Here is an 18,445-nt window from a genome sequence, read left to right on the forward strand (position 1 = left end):
GTTGATGCAACCGATGATTGCTGCACCGCGCGCTATGCTGCAAGCCGAAAGGCCGGTCATTCCGCGCCCGACGATTGCACGAACATGCGTCCGCCTGCATGCATTCGAGATCAACCCGCCAAAGAGCCCCTGCGCCAGCGCGATCAGAGGCACGTCGTCGTACCGCGCGTCCTACTCGACGGCTTCCAGCTCCGCGAGCTTCGTCCGCGCGGTTGCCTCATCCAGCGCGACGAGCTCGCCCGGACCGAGATTGGCCTCGCCCGCCGTCGCGACGGACACGACCGCAAGTCCGGCCAAACCGCCGAGCACGGCGCCGCCCATGGCCGCATCGTGCCGGGGGCTGCTCTTGATCAGGTAGAAATGCGTCCGGCCTGCCTCCATGACGATCTCGCGCTTGGTCTCGCCCGGAAACATCAGCTCGGTGAGCAGCACGTCGTGACGCCCGGCAGGCCGGTCGGCATAGGCGTATTTTCCGGCCACGACTTTTCCGAGCGGCGCACCGTCGAGCTTCACCTCGCAGGCGCAAATAGCCATGCTCAAGCCGCTCCTCTTGTCCTGCAGGAACACCACACGCGAGTGCCCCGCGCGCGGAGGACCAACCTTTTTCGACACCGACGCAAAGTCCGTCCCAACCTGATTGCTGACGCACCCCGTCAGCATGGCACAAACGGCCAACAACAACGCAACCTGTCGCAGCATCACACGCCCCATTCCATTCCCCGGGACATGCTAGTCGGAATCAGCGCAGGGTTGCAACCGATGCAGTATGACGACTTTGCAAAAACCGGAACGCGTGGCGGAGAAGCTAAAGCTGCTGCACGTCGACGACGCCTGCCACCGCCTTGATCGCGCCGGCGATCTGCGGCGAGACCTTGAAGCGGCCGGGCAGCTTCATCTCCACCTCGGTCTCGAGGTCGAGCATCAGCACCAGCGAGACCTCGCCGTCGCCGTTTCCGCGCGGTGCGATGCCCGGACTGCCGACCTTCGGCGCGCCGCCGTTGGAAGCCGCCATCTCGGGCCCGGCGAGACGCTTGGCGATCGAGTCCAGCGGCTTGGTGTCGCGCAGGAAGATGCGCAGCCCCTTCTGCGTCTTGGCCGCGGCATCATCGAGCGGCTCGGCATGCAGCACGCGGGCGCGGACGTCCTCGCCCTGAAGCTCGGCTCCTAATTGCAGCAGCACGGCCGCGCCCGGCTCCAGCACGTCGCGATATTGCGCAAGGCCTTCCGAGAACAGCACCGCCTCGAAATGGCCGGTGGGATCGGACAGCCCCATGATGCCCATCTTGTTGCCGGTCTTGGTACGCCGCTCCATGCGCGAGACCACGGTCGCGGCAACCTTGCCGGCGGTGGCGCCGGTCTTCACGGCGCGCGAGAACTCGGCCCAGCTCTGCACCCGCAGCCGCTTCAGCACGGTCGCGTAATCGTCGAGCGGATGTCCCGACAGGAAGAAGCCGATCGCGTCGTATTCGCGGCGCAGCCGCTCGGCCGGCAGCCATGGCTCGACCTGCGGCAGCATGATGATCGGCGCATCCGCCGACATGCCGAACATGTCGTTCTGGCCGATGGTCGCAGCTTCATGCGCGCGCTGGCAGGCGGCGAGGATCGCATCCGCACCGGCAAAGACGCGCGCCCGGTTCGGCTCCAGCGTGTCGAAGGCGCCGGCGGCGGCGAGACTTTCGATGATGCGCTTGTTGATCGCGCGCGGCGAGACGCGCGCGGCGAAATCGGCGAGCGAGGTGAACAGGCCGCCCCGGGTGCGCTCCGCGATGATCTGCTCGATCGCCTGGATGCCGACGCCCTTGAGCGCGGCGAGCGCGTAGTAGATCGTGTTCTCGCCGACCTCGAAGGTCGCGCCCGACCGGTTGATGTTCGGCGGCTCGACCTTGATGCCGAGCCGCTGCGCCTCGGAGCGGAATTCGGAGAGCTTGTCGGTGTTGTTCAGATCGAGCGTCATGGACGCGGCGATGAACTCCACCGGATAATGCGCCTTCATGTATGCGGTGTGGTAGGACACCAGCGCATAGGCCGCCGCGTGGCTCTTGTTGAAGCCGTAGTCGGCGAATTTCGCCAGCAGCTCGAAGATGGTCTCGGCCTGCCCCTTCGGCACGCCGTTCTTCACCGCCCCCGCGACGAAGATGTCGCGCTGCTTGTCCATCTCGGCGCGGATCTTCTTGCCCATGGCGCGGCGCAACAGGTCGGCGTCGCCGAGCGAATAGCCCGACATCACCTGCGCGATTTGCATCACCTGCTCCTGGTAGATGATGACGCCGAAGGTCTCCTTCAGGATCGGCTCCAGCACGGGGTGCAGATATTCCGGCTCCTCGTCGCCGTGCTTGCGCGCGCAATAGGTCGGGATGTTCGCCATCGGGCCCGGCCGATAGAGCGCGACCAGCGCGATGATGTCCTCGAAACGGTCGGGGCGCATGTCGATCAGCGCCCGCCGCATGCCCTGGCTTTCAACCTGGAACACACCGACCACGTCGCCGCGCGCCAGCATCTGATAGCTCTCGGCATCGTCGATCGGCAGCGTGGCGAGATCGACATCGATGCCGCGCGGCTTGAGCAGCTTGCAGGCGACGTCGAGCACGGTGAGCGTCTTCAGGCCGAGGAAGTCGAACTTCACGAGGCCCGCCGGCTCGACCCATTTCATGTTGAACTGGGTCACCGGCATGTCGGATTTAGGATCGCGGTAGAGCGGCACGAGCTCGCTCAAGGGGCGATCGCCGATCACGATGCCGGCCGCGTGGGTCGAGGCGTGGCGGGTCAGGCCTTCGAGACGCTGGGCGATGTCGAAGGCGCGCGCCACCACGGGATCTTCGTCGCGGAACGCCTGCAGCTTCGGCTCGCTCTCGATCGCGGCCGCCAGCGTCACCGGCGCCGCCGGATTCTGCGGCACCAGCTTGGTCAGCTTGTCGACCTGGCCGTAGGGCATCTGCAGCACGCGGCCGACGTCGCGCAGCACGCCGCGCGCCTGCAGCGTACCGAAGGTGATGATCTGCGCGACCTGGTCGCGGCCGTAGCGCTGCTGCACGTAACTGATCACCTCGCCGCGGCGGTCCTGGCAGAAGTCGATGTCGAAGTCCGGCATCGAGACGCGTTCCGGATTGAGGAAGCGCTCGAACAGCAGGCCGAACTTGATCGGGTCGAGGTCGGTGATGGTCAGCGCCCACGCCACCAGCGAACCTGCGCCGGAGCCGCGGCCCGGCCCGACCGGAATGCCGTGAGCCTTGGCCCATTTGATGAAGTCGGACACGATCAGGAAGTAGCCCGCGTACTTCATGCGCATGATGACGTCGAGCTCGAACGCCAGGCGCTTGTTATAGTCTTCTTCCGTCGTGCCCTGAGAGAGGCCGTGCACGCGCAGACGGTTGGCGAGCCCCTCCTCCGCCTGGCGCTTCAGCTCGGCCGCCTCGACCGCGGCGGCATCCGAGCTCGCCGCGGCGCCGACGGTGAAGAACGGCAGGATGGGCTTGCGCGTCATCGGCCGGAACGAGCAGCGCTCGGCGATCTCCACCGTCGAGGCCAGCGCCTCCGGAATGTCGGCGAACAGCACCGCCATCTCGGCGCGCGTCTTGAAGCGATGATCCGGCGTCAGCTGCACACGGTCGGTCTCAGCGATCAGCCGGCCGCCGGCGATGCAGAGCAGCGCATCATGCGCTTCGTAATCGTCGGTGGTCGCGAAATATGGCTCGTTGGTCGCAACCAGCGGCAGCCCCTTGGCGTAGGCGATGTCGATCAGGCCGCCTTCGACGCGCCGCTCCTTCTCGGCGTTGTGGCGCTGCAATTCGATGTAGAGACGGTCGCCGAACAGAGCAGCCAGACGCTCGCACCGCGCCCCGGCGAGCTCGGCCATGCCGCCGGCGAGCGCCAGTGAGATCGGCCCGTCCGGCCCGCCCGTCAGCGCGATCAGGCCCTCGGTCTCGCCCTCGAGCCAGTCGAGCTTGATGAACGGAGCATGGCTGTCGGGCGATTCCAGGAACGCACGCGAGTTCAGCCGCATCAGGCTGCGATAGCCGCGCTCCTGCGCGGCGAGCAGCACCACGCGCGAGGGTCCCATCGCGTTGCGCGCGTTGGGATCCTGGTCGCCGAAATCGATGGCGAGCTCGCAGCCGACGATCGGCTGGATGCCGGAGCCCGCCATCTTGTCGGAGAACTCCAGCGCGCCGAACAGATTGTCGGTGTCGGTCAGCGCCAGCGCCGGCTGGTGGTCCTTCTTGGCAAGCTCGGCGAGCTTGGCGATCTTGATCGAGCCCTTGAGCAGCGAATAGGCCGAGTGAACGTGAAGGTGGACAAATCCGGCGCTCGGCATGGTCGCGTGACGGCCTCTTGCAGATGAGATGGAGCGGTCGCCGGCGCCTCAAGGCATCATGCACTCGCAGCCGACTCGCCTCTCAATGGTGGGGTCTCACAGCTTGAGAGTCCACGCCGGAGCGGCCGCTTGGGCGCGTCGTCCCGCTTTTCCCCAAGAGGTCGGAGAAAGCCGGCCTACAGCTGCGGAATGACCTGGGCCCAGATCGCAATCATCCCGACGAACAGCGTGATGGACGCCAGTGCGGCGGCTTCTTCCACGAAAACCCTGAACATGGCCGGCTCCCTTGTTGGAACGTATGAAGAACATTGTTCTCATTTCGTTCTATGGAGTCAAGCGATCCGCAAGCCGCCGAAAGGAGATGGTTAACTCGCTGAAGACAAACAGCAAAAAAGCCCCGGCCGAGGCCGGGGCTTTCGTCAGCCGCTCACGTGGAGCGGTCAGTCTCAGTAACGGCCGATCATCGGGCCGCCGAACTTGTAGTTCAGGCGGACGAGACCCATGTCGATGTCCTGCCCGATGCGTTCGACAGCGCCACTGGCGAAGGTGACGTTGTGGTCGCCGAGGAAGATGTGGTTGTACTCGACGCCGACCGTCCAGTTCGGAGCAAAACCAAACTCCAGGCCCGCGCCAACCGTGGCACCCCAGCGGGTCTCGTCGGCCCGGTCGAGATTCGCACCCGTCACGACGCTGTAGACGTCGTACTTGTTGCTGACGACCGCCGCACCGCCCTTCGCGTAGAGCAGGACGTTGTTCCAGGCATAGCCAACCTGGCCTGTGATCAGACCGAACGCATCGACGCGCGTCCGGTTCCGCAAACCGGTGATTGCGCTGATGTTGTCACCCGAGAAGTCGGCCCAGTTGCCCTGGCCCTCGAGACCGAACACGAACTGGCCGGACTGAAAGCGGTAACCGATCTGGCCACCGACGGTGCCGCCGGTCGAGTTGTGGGAGCCTTCCGGACCGAAGCCGACCAGATCCCACGACGTGTCAGCCGAACCGCCGCCGCCGTTGAGACCGATGTAGAAGCCGCTCCAGTCGTACACCGCAGCGATCGCCGCGGGCGGTGCTTTGGTGTAGGGCCGTGCCGCGAGATCAGCCGCAAGTGCCGGCGCAGTCGCACCAAGCGCGACCAGGCTGACAGCTGCAAGCAACAAATTCTTCTTCATTTGATTCCCGTTCCAGTTTCTTCAGTAGTGGGCCCCCCGGCCGTGGGTCGTCATAACAGCGATCGACGGAATTGCTGTAGCCGCGGCGCCACAGTGTGATCGAAAGGACTTTGCTCATTAACGAATGTTAATCGAGCATCGCGGACACCCCATCAAACAAGGGGTTTTGCAGCAGTTTCAATGTTGACGAGGCGAGACAAGCTGCATGCGCGCGCAACATCGTCGCGCGCACATTCGCGTGATGGAAGAGGCGAATGCGAACAAGTTCCTCATCCAAATTGTCGCCATCTTTTCGCTCGCTTTCATCACATTCGTGGGCGCGTCAATCGCACGCTCGCCCGCGCGCGTTCAGACGATCATCCCTCTAATCCGCGCTAACCGGCATGCGCGTCGCCGCCAGCGTCGGGCGATGGAGTTCGCTACCGCGAGGTGCGAACCGAGGCGCCGGAACGCTCTCGAATCGGGGTTGCGGGGGCCGGCCGTCTGTCCGCATGGGCGTGGGACTGCAAGTTGTGACCGCGCCGGTCATCGGATAGCGTCGGGCCTAGCCTTCCTTCGCGCAGTCGATCCTGCCATGCTCGCCCGTATCCTGCTCCTCCTGGCCTCGCTGCTCCCGGCCGCTTTGCGTGCCGAAGCAGCGCCGGCCGAGAAAACCGGATTTGCTTCCAGGCTGACGATCTATCTCGCCAAGGGGCCGGCCGACGCATGCGGGCCGGGCTGCGATCGCTGGATCGCCATCGAGGGCGAGATCGATCGCGAGGCGGCGCTGCGCATTCGCCGCTTCCTCGCCGCCGTCAAGGACCTGCAGCGTCCGATCTACGTTCATTCGCCCGGCGGCAACGTCGAGCAGTCCTACGCGATCGCGCGGTTGCTGCGCAGCCGCAAGGCGGTTGCCAGGGTTGGCCGGACGATCGCGACCGCCTGCGCCGCGGGCACGCAGGTGGATGCCGCCTGCCTGAAGCTCAAGAACGCAAGCGGCGAGGTCGAGGCCGAGCTCACCACGACCCGCGCCATGTGCAACTCGGCCTGCGCATACCTGTTTCTGGGGGCGGCATCGCGCGAGGTCGCCCCCGACGCCGCAATAGCGGTCCATAATTCCAGGCTGGTGCTCGCCTTCGACGGACGGCCCGATCCAGCGGCCGTCGCGGAATACAGGCGTCGCCGGCTGTTAGCGGCCGATCGCGATCGCGCCGCGTTCATCGCTGCGATGGGAATTGGCCGCGAGCTCGATTCCCTCATCCGGACGGTGAAGTTCGAAAGCCTACACGTATTGACGCGATCCGAGCTCTACGGTTTCGGCATCGACACGCGACCGCTCGCCGAAACGAAATGGACGCTGGAGAAAGAGGCCCGGCCGTTCGTCCGCAAGATCGCGACCGCAAAGAAGGCGAACGGCTCCGCGTTCCGAACGATGGAGCTGCGCCTGTCTTGCGAAAGCAGCAAGGGCGCACCGCTGACATTTGCGGCCGAGGTCGACGAAACGGCCACCGGCAAGAGCACGATCCTGATCACGGCGGATGCCGACAAGGAGAAGACGGCCGGAGGATCTCCGGTGCGGACCGGCAAGCACGAGGTCTGGCGCAGCAACATCGACCCCGACAGGGTCAAGGCGATACTGGCCTCCCGCTCCCTGCAGGTCCGCGAAAGCACGCCGATCGCGGACGACAAGACGGACATCATGACATTCGAGCTCGACTTGGCGGGCCTGCCGTCACAATGGGCTCGGCTCACGGCATCCTGTTCATTGCCGACGCCGGGCCCGGCAAGCTCCTGGCCGACGTTGCCGGGGAAAGCCGCTCCCTGGCAGGCAGCTCATTGGCCCGAAAGCCCTTGGACGCCCGCCCCCCAACTGACCGTCAGCACAAACCCTCGGCCCGCTCCGTCGCCTTGAAATGACGTCGAACTCGCCCCGGGCGGGCGATTCAACACGCAACATTCATTCAACCCTCATCGAGCAGGGAGCGGACCTTGGCGGCCAGGTCTTCGATCGCAAAGGGCTTGGACAGCAAATGCTTGCCGGCATCGAGCACGCCATTGTGGACGATCGCGTTGCGCGTGTAGCCGGTGGTGAACAGCACTTTCAGATCCGGGTATCGTCTCGACAGCTCGGCCGCGAGTTCGGCACCGGTCATGTCGGGCATGACGACGTCGGTGAACAGCAGATCCGGAACGAAACCGCCTTCGATTTTGCCGATCGCCTCCCGGGCGCTGGCGGCCTCGACGACGGTATAGCCAAGCTCGCGCAGGCTTTCGGACGAGATGCCGCGGACCCGCTCGTCGTCCTCGACGACGAGGATGGTCTCGCTCTGCGGACTTGCACCGGGATGCAGCACGCCGTGCGACGGGGTTGAGACAGGCTCCTCGCCCGCGAAGCGTGGAAGATAGATCTTCACGGTCGTGCCGACGTCCACCTCCGAATAGATTTTGACATGGCCGCCCGACTGCCGCACGAAGCCGTAGACCTGGCTGAGGCCAAGTCCAGTCCCCTTGCCGACGACCTTGGTCGTAAAGAACGGATCGAAGACCTTTCCCAGCACGTCGGCCGCGATGCCCGTGCCGTTGTCCGTCACCGCAATGAGCACGTACTGCCCGGGCTGCAGCGCGTATTCGCGGGCGTATTTTCGATCTATCGAGGCGTTGGCGGTTTCGATCGTCAGCCTGCCACCCTTCGGCATGGCATCGCGGGCATTGACAGCAAGATTGACGAGAGCGCTTTCGAGCTGCGCAGGGTCTGCCTTGACGCGCCAAAGGCCAGCCGCGAGGACCGTCTCGAGACGAACGAGCTCGCCGAGCGAGCGCTCGAGCAGCTCACTCATCTCACCGACCATCTTGTTGATGTCCACGACCTCGGGCGCAAGAGGCTGCTGCCGCGAGAACGCCAACAATCTTTGTGTCAACGTGGCGGCACGGTTCGCACCATCCGTTGCACTATCCAAGAAACGGTCAATGTTGAGCTCGCCCTTGCCGAGCCGCCGTTTGGCGAGATTCAAGCTGCCGAGGATGACGGCCAGCATGTTGTTGAAGTCGTGGGCGATCCCCCCGGTCAATTGCCCGACGGCTTCCATCTTCTGCGATTGCCGCAATTGCTCCTCGGCCTTCATGCGCTCGGCGATCTCGTCGGCGACACGTTGCTCCAGCTCGGCATTGAGCGCTTCGAGCCTGGTCAGCAGCTGGGCGTTGTCAATGGCCGTCGCGGCATGGCCGGCAATGCCGAGCAATGCGGATTCGTGCTCCTCGTGGAATCGACCGACCTCCGCATGACCGAAGAAAAGCCCACCGAGCACCTCGCCGCTGCGCGAGATCACGGGGACCGCCAGATAGGACCGGACCGGAAGATGGCCCTCGGGCATGCCTTTCCGCGGCGCATTCTTGCCATAGCGCGGGTCTTGCAGGATGTCGTCCGACCTCACCACGCCCGTGCCCTTAAAGGTCGGCTCGAACACGGCGGTGGCGCGCGGCATCGGGAAGTTTTCGAAAGCGGATCGCGGCACGCCGGACAGCGAGTACAGCATGTAGCTGCCTCCGTCCGCGGCCGGGACGTTGTAGAAGAAGGCGCCGAACTGGGCGCCCGTCAGCTCGACGCCGGCATCCGTCACGATCTGGACGATCCTATCGAGATCACGTTCGCGGGCAACTGATGCCCCCGTGTCGTTGAGGATCCTGAGATGACGCTCGGTCTTCTTTTGGGCGGAGATATCCAGCACAGTCCCGATGAATCGCGTGGCCTGACCATTGGAAAAGATCGTGTGGCCCGTTGCGGCGATCCAACGCTCGACGCCATCCTCGATACCGACGGTCCGGTATTCGATGTTGTAGCTTCCCGGAGAATTGGGCTGTAACGCGGTCGAGACGGCCTCATGAGCGCGCTGCCTGTCGTCGGGATGAATGCCTTTCAGGAATGAGCCCTCATAGCTGACCTCGGCATTCGGTGAGAGACCGAACACCTCCTTGCAGCGGCTATCCCATCGAAGGACATCGTTGATCGGATCGTAGTCCCAGGTGCCGATTCCGGCGGCCTTGTTGGCGAGGACCAGCCGTTCGGCAGCTTCGCGCGCCGCCTGCTCGGATCGGACGCGCTCGATGTGCGCCCATGATCGCTCCGTCACCTCGGTCAGCAAGGCAAGTTCGCGCGGCGTCCACAGATGCGAGCCGCGGTGATGAATGGCCATCAAAGCGGTCAGGCGCCCTTCCTTCACCAAGGGCATGCAGATCGTCGAACCGATCCCGATGCGCTGGAAAGTGGCGGCTTCCTCGGGAGCGATCTCCTTCAGGTTGTCGTTGATGATGAGGGGCCGCCCGGCGCCCAGCTCTCGCACCGCCTTCTCGCCGAAGTCGGCAAGACTGTAGTGCCCCACTATGTGCATCGCACCGGGGGCCACCCAATCCCCGCGGATGGTGAAGCCGTCCTGATCGGGATCCATGTCGGCATAGGCGCAGTTGGAGACGCCGAGATACTCACCGACCATTCGCGTCATCACTGCCATGACGCCGTCGGCATCGCGCGTCTTCGCCGTTTCCTTATTGAGAGCGTCGAGGAAGATGAGCCGCGCCTCGTTCTCGCGCACCGCGCTCTCGGCGCGGCGACGTTCGACGGCGGTGCGGGTGCGTTCGGCAACCTCTCGGATGAGCTCTAGCTCTGCTGCGCTCCATTCGCGCGGCATTGCATTGTTCAGGTAGAGCAGCGCCACGACCCCGTCGGGCTCGGAGATCGGCATGTTGACCAATGCGCGGGCCGAGATTGCCTCGAGAGCTCGGGCGCGGTCGCCGACGCGAGGGTCCTTTTCAGCATCAGCGCAGACGACCGTCTCACCCCGCTTCAAGTCTTCGATATAGCTGCCATAGTCGCGAAAGCGCAGCACGCCGGCCAGGCTCGAGATCCCAGGCGCATTCCAGTCGCGCGCGATCGTGATGGTCTCTGCGGAGGTATCGACGGTGCCGTAACCTGCCCGGCTGACATTGAGGCTGCGGCCCAGCAGCTCCGCCGCCGCATAGGCGAGATCGTCGGGGTCACCGATCTCCCGAATATAATCGCCGAGGGTGGCTAAGACGGCGTTGCGGTCGGCCGAGGCCCCACCGGTCGCTGTCGTCATCGGTCAACCCCGAACACGTCCCTCGCTCCACCTGCACACCGATGAAACGGTAACCGTAGGATTGCCCTTAGGTTCCCCGGCGCAAGGGGGGTGCTCCGGATGCTGCTTAGCCGACGTGGCGTGATGCGGCGGAAGCGCGCTCTCAAAGGCGGCTTAGACAGGCGTATAGATTACGAGCTTCAACGCGGGATCGTCATTGGCCTGGAAGCTGGTGTGCTCGAAGTGCAGCACGCCCTTGGTCGGATGGTTCATGGTCTTGCGGCCCGAGATGGTGCTGCGAACGTCGTGCGCCTCCCACCATTCGACGAATTCCGGACTGCTCTCGCGCAGCCGCGTCAGCAGCTCCGTGAAGGCGGGATCGCCGGCCCAGACGTCGTGATTGGCACGAAACATCGCCACCATCGCCTTGGCTACGTCGGTCCAGCCGGCGCCATAGGATTTTCGCGTCTGCTTGTTCGTCAACATAAGAAGCAGCGTGTTGCGATCCTGCTCCGGCAATCGCCCGAACCCGAACACCTCCTCGGCCGCATCGTTCCAGGCCAGCACGTCCCAGCGCCGGCCGGTGATGTAGGCCGGCTGATGCAGGCTCTCGATCATGCGACGAATGGGCGGAGGCACGATCTCGCGGGTGAAGGGGCTCCTTGCGGGCTCGCGCGCCAGCGCCTTGAGGTGGGCGTGCTCGGCCTTGCTGAGACGGAGGGCCCGGGCCAGCGCATCCACGGTGGTCACGGACGGGCTGACCGTGCGGCCCTGCTCGAGACGGATGTACCAGTCGACGCCGATGCCGGCGAGCTGCGCAACCTCCTCGCGGCGCAGCCCCGCGGTGCGCCGGCGCCTGCCCGCCGGAAGCCCGACCGCCTTCGGCGACAGCTTTTCGCGGCGGGACCTCAGGAAGTCCCCGAATTCAACGCGGCGTGGATCGACCATGGCAGATGTCCCGGCGATAGAGGGCCTACGGAATACTAGGATAATACCAGGCCTTCCTGTCTCCGGACAGGTCGGCGCATACGGACTTCACCCGACCTCGAGGTGAACATCATGAAAGCTGCCGTACTCAAATCCTTCGGCTCGCCGCTGGCGATCGAGACTGTCCCCGAACCGGTGCTCGGCACCGGCGAGGTCATCGTCGACGTCGTCGCGACGCGCGTGCTGTCCTACATGAACGAGGTCTTCGACGGGACGCGCAACTACGCGCTCGACCTGCCAATCATTCCAGGCCCAGGCGGCGTCGGCCGCGTGCGCGCGATCGGTCCGGACGCGACCAGGCTTGCCGTCGGCGACTGGGTGTTCTGCGATCCGACAGTGCGCTCGCGCGATGACGCCGCGGCGCCGGATATCGCCCTGCAGGGCCTGACCGCCGCGGGACCCGGCGGCATGCGCCTGCAACGGCACTTTCGCCACGGCTCCTTCGCCGAGCAGATGCGGGTGCCGACCGAGAACGTCAAACCCCTCGGCCCGATCACGTCCGAGCAGGCGAAACAATGGTGCGCGCTGGGCACGCTGCTGGTGCCCTATGGCGGCTTCCTTGCGGCAAACCTTCGCCCGGGCGAGACCGTGCTGGTGAGCGGCGCCACCGGCAATTTCGGCAGCGCCGCCGTCTCCGTCGCGTTGGCGATGGGCGCAGCCTGCGTGGTCGCGCCGGGCCGCAACGAACGGATCCTCGCCGACCTCGTCCGCCGCTTCGGGGCGCGGGTGAAGCCGGTCAAGCTCTCGGGCGACGAGGACGACGACCGTGAGACGATGAAGCGCGCCGCACCGGGGCCGATCGACTGCGTCTTCGACATCATGCCGCCCTCGGTGAGCCCGACTGTCGTGCGCGCGGCAGTCATGACGGTCCGCGCTTACGGACGCGTCGTGCTGATGGGTGGCGTCGGCATGGCGGGCGGGCCGGGCCTCGAGCTGCCCTACCCCTGGATCATGCGCAACTGCATCAGCATCCACGGCGTCTGGATGTATCCGCCCGATGCGGCCAGCCGCCTGATCGCACTGGTGCGTGCCGGGCTGCTGCGGCTGGAAGAGTACGAGACAGAGACCTTCGATCTCGACCACGCCAACGAAGCCGTGGCGCATGCTGCCGCCAATGGCGGACCGTTCAAATTGACGGTGATCAGGCCCTGAATCGTGAGGCGGCGACGGACCGCCGTCTTCGATTTTTTTCGGAAGTCTCACCAAGCACTTGGCTACTGTGCATGGGGTTGTTTTCGAGCTCTTTAGTCGAGCTCGACCACCTGGCCGTTCGACAGCGAGACCCGCCGGTCCATGCGGCCGGCGAGCTCCATGTTGTGGGTGGCGATCAGCATCGACACGTGCGTCGCCTTGACCAGCTGCATCAGGGCCTGGAACACGTGCTCGGCGGTGCCGGGGTCGAGATTGCCGGTCGGCTCGTCCGCAAACAGCACGCGCGGCGCATTGGCCACTGCACGGGCGATGGCGACACGCTGCTGCTCGCCGCCGGACAGCTCGGCGGGGCGATGGGTGATGCGGTCGCCGAGGCCGAGATAGCCCAGGATCTCCTTGGCACGCTTGACGGTCTCGGACTTCTTCAGGCCGCGGATCATCTGCGGCAGCATGACGTTCTCAAGCGCCGAGAACTCCGGCAACAGCCGATGCGACTGGTAGACGAAGCCGATATCGGTGCGGCGCAGCTGGGTGCGCTCGATGTCGGGCAGTTGCGAAGTCGGTGCGCCCGAGACATAGACCTCGCCGGAATCGGGGGCTTCCAGCAGCCCCGCGATGTGCAGCAGCGTCGACTTGCCCGAGCCCGACGGCGCCACCAGGGCGACCGACTGGCCGGCCCACAGCGCCAGCTTGGCGCCGTCGAGGATCGTCAGCGGCACCTCGCCCTGCAAGTACTGCCGCTTTATCTCGTGGAGATAAATGACCGGTACATCTTCTGCCCCCTGCTGCTGCTCCATCAGTCCCTCACTCGTACCGGAGCGCTTCGACGGGATCGAGGCGCGCGGCGCGCCACGACGGATAGAGCGTCGCCAGGAACGACAGCGTCAGCGCCATGATGACGACGGCCGTGGTCTCGCCGACGTCGATCTCGGCGGGCAGTTTCGACAGGAAGTAGAGCTCCGGCGAGAACAGCTCGGTCGAGGTCAGCCAGGACAGGAATTGCCGGATCGATTCGATGTTGACGCAGATCACGAGGCCGACGCAGAAGCCGACCAGCGTGCCGACGACGCCGATCGAAGCGCCCGTGATCAGGAAGATCCGCATGATCGAGCCTTGCGAGGCGCCCATGGTGCGCAGGATCGCGATGTCGCTGCCCTTGTCCTTCACCAGCATGATCAGGCCGGAGACGATGTTGAGCGCGGCGACCAGCACGATCATGGTCAGGATCAGGAACATCACGTTGCGCTCGACCTGGAGCGCGTTGAAGAAGGTCGAGTTGCGCTGCCGCCAATCCACCAGGAAGATCGGCCGGCCCGCCGCCTCGGTCACCGCCTTGCGGAAGGCGTCGATCCTGTCGGGGTTGGTCGTGAACACCTCGATCGAGGTGACGTCGTTGCTGCGGTTGAAATAGGCCTGCGCTTCGGCAAGCGGCATGAACACGAAGCCGAGGTCGTATTCGGACATGCCGATCTCGAACACCGCGACGATCTTGTACGGTTTTATGCGCGGCGTCGTTCCCATAGGCGTCACTGCGCCCTTCGGCGCCACCAGCGTGATGCTGTCGCCGGCATGCAGCGAAAGCTGATCGGCGAGGCGCCGGCCGATCGCAACGCCCTGCCCTTCGTCAAAGCCCTCGAGGGAGCCCTGCTTGATGTTCTTGGCGATCGAGGTGAGGTTGTTGAGATCGTCGGAGCGGATGCCGCGCACCAGGACGCCCGAGGCGTTCCAAGGCGATGACGCCAGCGCCTGACCGTCAACCACCGGCGCCGCGAGCCGGATGCCCTCGACCTGGCTGAGGCGGTCGGCAACGTCCTTCCAGTCGGTCAGCGGCGATTCCAGGGGCTGGACCAGGATGTGGCCGTTGAGGCCCAGGATCTTATCGAGCAGCTCCTTGCGGAAGCCGTTCATCACGGCCATGACGATGATCAGCGTCGCAACGCCGAGCATGATGCCGAGAAAGGAGAACCCGGCGATGACCGAGATGAATCCTTCCTTCCGGCGCGCGCGCAAATAGCGCGCCGACAGCATCCACTCGAAGGGCGCGAAAGGCGCGGTTTGCACGGTTTCGGTCATGGTCTCATCCATCGCTCGATAATCCCATGATTCGGGGTCAATTGTGGCCGGATTGGCGGCCGCGATATCGCGCGATGAACAATATTCAGCCGATCAGCCTTCTCAGCCCACAAGTCTTGCAACCGCGTCGGCAGGCGACATGGTCTCGCGCGCGCCGTCGCTGCGCCGCTTGATCTCGACCTTGCCGTCGGCGAGCCCCTTCGGCCCGATCATGATCTGCCAGGGGATGCCGATCAGGTCGGCGGCGGCGAATTTGGCACCGGCGCGTTGATCGGTGTCGTCATAGAGCACGTCGACGCCCTTGGCCGTGAGCTCGGCATAGAGCTTCTCGCAGGCCGCATCGACGGCCGCATCGCCCTGCTTCAGGTTGAGGATCGAGACGCGGAACGGTGCCACCGCTTCCGGCCATTTGATGCCGGCATCGTCATGGCAAGCCTCGATGATGGCACCCAGCAGGCGCGAGACGCCGACACCGTACGAGCCGCCATGGATCGGCACGTCGACACCATCAGGCCCCGCCACGAGCGCCTTCATCGGCTCGGAATATTTGGTGCCGAAATAGAAGATCTGGCCGACCTCGATGCCGCGGGTGTTCACCCGCTTGTCCACGGGCACCTCCTGCTCGAACCGCGCGGCATCGTGGACGTCTTCGGTCGCCGCATAGAGCGAGGTCCATTGCTTGATGATCGGCGTCAGGTCGCTCTCATAATCCACGTCCTCGCCCGGCACCGGCAGGTCCAGCACATCGCGATTGATGAACACGCCGGATTCGCCGGTCTCGGCGAGCACGATGAACTCGTGGCTGAGATCGCCGCCGATCGGGCCGGTCTCGGCGCGCATCGGGATCGCCTTCAGCCCCATCCGCGCGAAGGTGCGCAAGTATGCGACGAACATCTTGTTGTAGGCGACGCGCGCCGCGGCCTCGTTGAGGTCGAAGGAATAGGCATCCTTCATCAGGAACTCGCGGCCGCGCATTACGCCGAAACGCGGACGCTGCTCGTCGCGGAATTTCCATTGGATATGATAGAGATTGAGCGGCAGGTTCTTGTAGGACTTCACATAGGCGCGGAAGATCTCGGTGATCATTTCCTCGTTGGTCGGTCCGTACAGCAGCTCGCGCTTGTGGCGGTCGGCGATGCGCAGCATCTCCGGGCCGTAGGCGTCGTAGCGGCCGCTCTCGCGCCAGAGGTCGGCGAGCTGGAGGGTCGGCATCAAGACCTCGATCGCGCCAGACCGATTCTGCTCCTCGCGCACAATCTGCTCGATCTTCTTCAGCACGCGAAAGCCGAGCGGCAGCCAGGCATAGATGCCCGCCGCCTCCTGCCGGATCATGCCGGCACGCAGCATCAGCCGATGCGAGACGATCTCCGCCTCTTTCGGATTTTCCTTCAGGATGGGCAGAAAGAACCGCGACAACCGCATGGTAATACTCTGGGAATCAGTGATCGCCTGCAGTGAAACCGGATTGGGAGCGAAAACACAAGACGGGAATGAGGAAAAGCCGCTAACGCGGCGAAATACCTGACATTTTTCCGTTGCCTTCAGGTTTGACTTCAGGAGCACCGTGCTCAGCAAAGCCGGTGAGCCTAGGGCGGTGGCACTTCGAGTTCGTCCGCCAGCGTGATCTTCTCGAAATCGCTCACGAGCGCCTCGATGCGCACACGCCAGCGGCCGGCGAAGGGCAGCTCGACCTTGCGCACGTGCCAGTAGCCATCCGGTCCGAGCAAGGCGTCCCGTTCCATCGGCTCGATGCCGCGCTCGGGCAGGCTGAGGGTCAACGTCACCTCTTTGGCCGCCAGGGGCGTCCCCTCGCCGGTCATGAGCTGGAGCACGAAATCGTCCTTGCCGACCTTTCCAGGCGACACCAGCACCTGGAACATCGCCTTGTCGCCGTGGATGTGGATCGCCAAAGGCGTCTCCGGAATGATCGTTCGCGGCGGCGGCGTGAAGCGCCAGCCGGCGACGACGACGAAGATGGCGAGGGCGATCACGCATTCGAGGAGGATCGAGCGCTTGAGGATGGCTTGGGCTCCACGATCGCGGGCGAGTGCCGGAGTGAGGCGGAAGCGGTTGAGCGCCGCAAGTGCGAGCAGCATGAGAACCAGGCCGAGCTTGATCGAGAGGATGAGGCCATAGCGGGTCTCGACCAACGCCGAAAATTTTTCGAGCTGAACAATCGCAAGGGCGAGGCCCGTCAATGCCAGCACGCCGACCGCCGGCATGGCGATGCCCGAGAAGCGCTTCACGACGGCGAGTGTTGCCGGCGTCGGCTTCGACAGCAATGCCGCCAGGGGAGCAAGAGCGCCGATCCACAGCGCAACGCACAGGCCGTGAAGAAACATCGCCGGTCGCATCATCATTCGAGGCGGCGCCGTTGCGGCATGCCCGCTCATGGCGAGCGACAGGGCCACACCGACCATGGCCATGATCGCAAGAGCACGCGAAGACCATGCGCTGCGGAGCGCCAGCGAAGCGAACAGCATCGCGGCGGCAGCAACTAGAAACGCGCGGCCGGCACTGGTTGCCACCGCGACCTTCCAAGGCGCGGCCGTCGCGAGCGCCGCCGGCGGCAGGCCGAGGAGATCGAGACCCAGCGCACCGAGCGACACCACCGCGCTGGAAAGGCCGACCGCGAGCGCCATGCGCGGCACGGTCATGCCGGCCAGAGACCATGATATCCAGCGCGCAAACCACACACCGCCGACGCCTACGAACAGACCGAGATAGAGGCCAACGCGCGCCAGCCAGATCAGCGCGGCCAACCAATGGTCCGTACTCGCGGGCAGCTTCGTTTCCGACGGCATGCCGACTGAAAACATCACCGATCCCACGATCGGATGGCCATCCTGCGAGACCACGCGATAGCTGACGACCGCCGTCCCCTCAGCCAGATCCGCTGGCATCTGGATCAAAATCGTGTCGCCGGACGCACTGACGCGCGTCTCGTCCCGCGCCCTGCCCGTGCCGTCGATCAGCCGGATCGCGCCCGGCGTTACCGGTTCGTTGAACCGCAGCTCGACCATCTTGGGCGCGGTCGCGAGCGTGCTGCCATTCGCCGGCTCGACCGAGATCAGCGCCGCATGCGCGAGCGCACCGCTCGCGAAGCCCGCAGCGAAGAGCAGCGTCGCGAGCGCGGCGAGGAGGCGCATCAGGGTTTCGGCAGGAGCTTGACGCCAGGCGCCGGCGACTTGCCCTCATGCGAATGGCTTGACCCCTCGGTTGGGATCTCGATCCAGCGTCTGACGCCGGTCTCGCATTCTTGAACCACTGGGAAGTACAAGGTCGTGTTCGCCTTGAGCTTGTCGGTCAGCACCGTCTGCATGATGAACTCGTCATAGTTCTTGTCCGGCAGCTTGCCGCCGGACCACGCCACCTCCTTGACGCCGGACGATACCTTATTGCCGTGATAGTCGTATTCTCCGGCATATTTGCCCTCGACGACGTCGACGGTCCAGCCGGCCTTCGGCATCGGCTTCACCGCGATCACCCCTTCCGGAATCTGCACGCGGATCTTCACCGTCGGCGAGCCCGCGCAGCCATGCGGCACGGTGAACACCGCCTTGTAGGACGCGCCGATCGTGGCTTGCTTGGTCTCAAGCGAGACATGCGCCGCCGCTGGTGTTGCGGCGAGCGCGGCAATCAGGATCAGGCAGGATCGCTTCGACATATTCGGTCTCCCGAGAGTC

12 protein-coding genes are annotated in these 18,445 nt (G+C 64.9%); 2 read left to right on the forward strand and 10 right to left on the reverse strand.

Annotated elements, in window-relative coordinates:
• Positions 1–171: 171 nt before the first annotated feature.
• From I6F28_RS12775 to I6F28_RS12785, 3 genes are all read right to left on the reverse strand, one after another.
• Positions 172–534 carry a DUF2846 domain-containing protein gene (locus tag I6F28_RS12775; protein ID WP_036010067.1) on the reverse strand — a complete coding sequence of 121 codons (363 nt, stop codon included), beginning with the start codon at positions 532–534 and terminating at the stop codon, positions 172–174.
• 271 nt (positions 535–805) lie between these two features.
• Complete coding sequence (gene dnaE / locus I6F28_RS12780; protein WP_225140035.1) at positions 806–4,309, reverse strand: DNA polymerase III subunit alpha; 3,504 nt, start codon at positions 4,307–4,309, stop codon at positions 806–808.
• Between the two features lie 446 nt (positions 4,310–4,755).
• A complete protein-coding gene (locus tag I6F28_RS12785; protein WP_109143607.1) occupies positions 4,756–5,478 on the reverse strand; it encodes an outer membrane protein in 723 nt (240 codons plus the stop codon).
• Between the two features lie 574 nt (positions 5,479–6,052).
• Here I6F28_RS12785 and I6F28_RS12790 point away from each other — a divergent pair.
• Positions 6,053–7,369 carry a hypothetical protein gene (locus tag I6F28_RS12790; RefSeq protein WP_225140036.1) on the forward strand — a complete coding sequence of 439 codons (1,317 nt, stop codon included), beginning with the start codon at positions 6,053–6,055 and terminating at the stop codon, positions 7,367–7,369.
• Positions 7,370–7,418: 49 nt separating this feature from the next.
• Here the strand turns inward: I6F28_RS12790 and I6F28_RS12795 are convergent, their stop codons facing one another.
• Together I6F28_RS12795 and I6F28_RS12800 are read right to left on the reverse strand one after the other, a co-directional pair.
• Positions 7,419–10,568: a GAF domain-containing protein gene (locus I6F28_RS12795; RefSeq protein WP_225140037.1), complete on the reverse strand. Its 3,150-nt coding sequence runs from the start codon at positions 10,566–10,568 to the stop codon at positions 7,419–7,421.
• 153 nt (positions 10,569–10,721) lie between these two features.
• On the reverse strand, positions 10,722–11,495 hold the full coding sequence (locus I6F28_RS12800) for a helix-turn-helix transcriptional regulator (RefSeq protein ID WP_036025278.1): 774 nt from the start codon (positions 11,493–11,495) through the stop codon (positions 10,722–10,724).
• Positions 11,496–11,606: 111 nt separating this feature from the next.
• Between I6F28_RS12800 and I6F28_RS12805 the strand changes: the two genes are divergently transcribed.
• Positions 11,607–12,686, forward strand: coding sequence for a zinc-binding dehydrogenase (locus I6F28_RS12805; protein ID WP_036025284.1), 1,080 nt, complete (start codon positions 11,607–11,609; stop codon positions 12,684–12,686).
• A 92-nt stretch (positions 12,687–12,778) separates the two neighbouring features.
• Here I6F28_RS12805 and I6F28_RS12810 read toward each other — a convergent pair whose 3' ends face one another.
• From I6F28_RS12810 to I6F28_RS12830, 5 genes are all read right to left on the reverse strand, one after another.
• A complete protein-coding gene (locus I6F28_RS12810) occupies positions 12,779–13,483 on the reverse strand; it encodes an ABC transporter ATP-binding protein (protein WP_036010093.1) in 705 nt (234 codons plus the stop codon).
• A 7-nt stretch (positions 13,484–13,490) separates the two neighbouring features.
• Complete coding sequence (locus tag I6F28_RS12815; protein ID WP_036010095.1) at positions 13,491–14,771, reverse strand: lipoprotein-releasing ABC transporter permease subunit; 1,281 nt, start codon at positions 14,769–14,771, stop codon at positions 13,491–13,493.
• 90 nt (positions 14,772–14,861) lie between these two features.
• Positions 14,862–16,181 (reverse strand): proline--tRNA ligase, encoded by a 1,320-nt coding sequence (gene proS, locus I6F28_RS12820; RefSeq protein WP_225113118.1) that lies wholly within the window; start codon positions 16,179–16,181, stop codon positions 14,862–14,864.
• Positions 16,182–16,345: 164 nt separating this feature from the next.
• Entirely contained in the window at positions 16,346–17,908 is a 1,563-nt protein-coding gene (locus I6F28_RS12825; protein WP_225140038.1) for a copper resistance CopC/CopD family protein, read from the reverse strand.
• The gene (locus I6F28_RS12830) at positions 17,908–18,426 is read right to left on the reverse strand and encodes a YcnI family copper-binding membrane protein (protein ID WP_225140039.1); all 519 of its coding nucleotides are present in this window, start codon (positions 18,424–18,426) and stop codon (positions 17,908–17,910) included. Before I6F28_RS12830 ends, I6F28_RS12825 begins: the two co-directional genes overlap by 1 nt.
• Positions 18,427–18,445: the final 19 nt, after the last annotated feature.

Source organism: Bradyrhizobium sp. NBAIM14, assembly GCF_020193895.1.
In the GTDB taxonomy this organism is placed as follows: Bacteria; Pseudomonadota; Alphaproteobacteria; order Rhizobiales; family Xanthobacteraceae; genus Bradyrhizobium; species Bradyrhizobium yuanmingense.

Bases quoted from the DNA above. Each gene is read 5' to 3' on its own strand.
- I6F28_RS12785 (WP_109143607.1), bottom strand. From the start codon at position 5,478: ATGAAGAAGAATTTGTTGCTTGCAGCTGTCAGCCTGGTCGCGCTTGGT.
- I6F28_RS12775 (WP_036010067.1), bottom strand. From the start codon at position 534: ATGGCTATTTGCGCCTGCGAGGTGAAGCTCGACGGTGCGCCGCTCGGA.
- I6F28_RS12815 (WP_036010095.1), bottom strand. From the start codon at position 14,771: ATGGATGAGACCATGACCGAAACCGTGCAAACCGCGCCTTTCGCGCCC.
- dnaE (WP_225140035.1), bottom strand. From the start codon at position 4,309: ATGCCGAGCGCCGGATTTGTCCACCTTCACGTTCACTCGGCCTATTCG.
- I6F28_RS12830 (WP_225140039.1), bottom strand. From the start codon at position 18,426: ATGTCGAAGCGATCCTGCCTGATCCTGATTGCCGCGCTCGCCGCAACA.
- I6F28_RS12810 (WP_036010093.1), bottom strand. From the start codon at position 13,483: ATGGAGCAGCAGCAGGGGGCAGAAGATGTACCGGTCATTTATCTCCAC.
- I6F28_RS12800 (WP_036025278.1), bottom strand. From the start codon at position 11,495: ATGGTCGATCCACGCCGCGTTGAATTCGGGGACTTCCTGAGGTCCCGC.
- proS (WP_225113118.1), bottom strand. From the start codon at position 16,181: ATGCGGTTGTCGCGGTTCTTTCTGCCCATCCTGAAGGAAAATCCGAAA.
- I6F28_RS12825 (WP_225140038.1), bottom strand. From the start codon at position 17,908: ATGCGCCTCCTCGCCGCGCTCGCGACGCTGCTCTTCGCTGCGGGCTTC.
- I6F28_RS12805 (WP_036025284.1), top strand. From the start codon at position 11,607: ATGAAAGCTGCCGTACTCAAATCCTTCGGCTCGCCGCTGGCGATCGAG.
- I6F28_RS12795 (WP_225140037.1), bottom strand. From the start codon at position 10,568: ATGACGACAGCGACCGGTGGGGCCTCGGCCGACCGCAACGCCGTCTTA.
- I6F28_RS12790 (WP_225140036.1), top strand. From the start codon at position 6,053: ATGCTCGCCCGTATCCTGCTCCTCCTGGCCTCGCTGCTCCCGGCCGCT.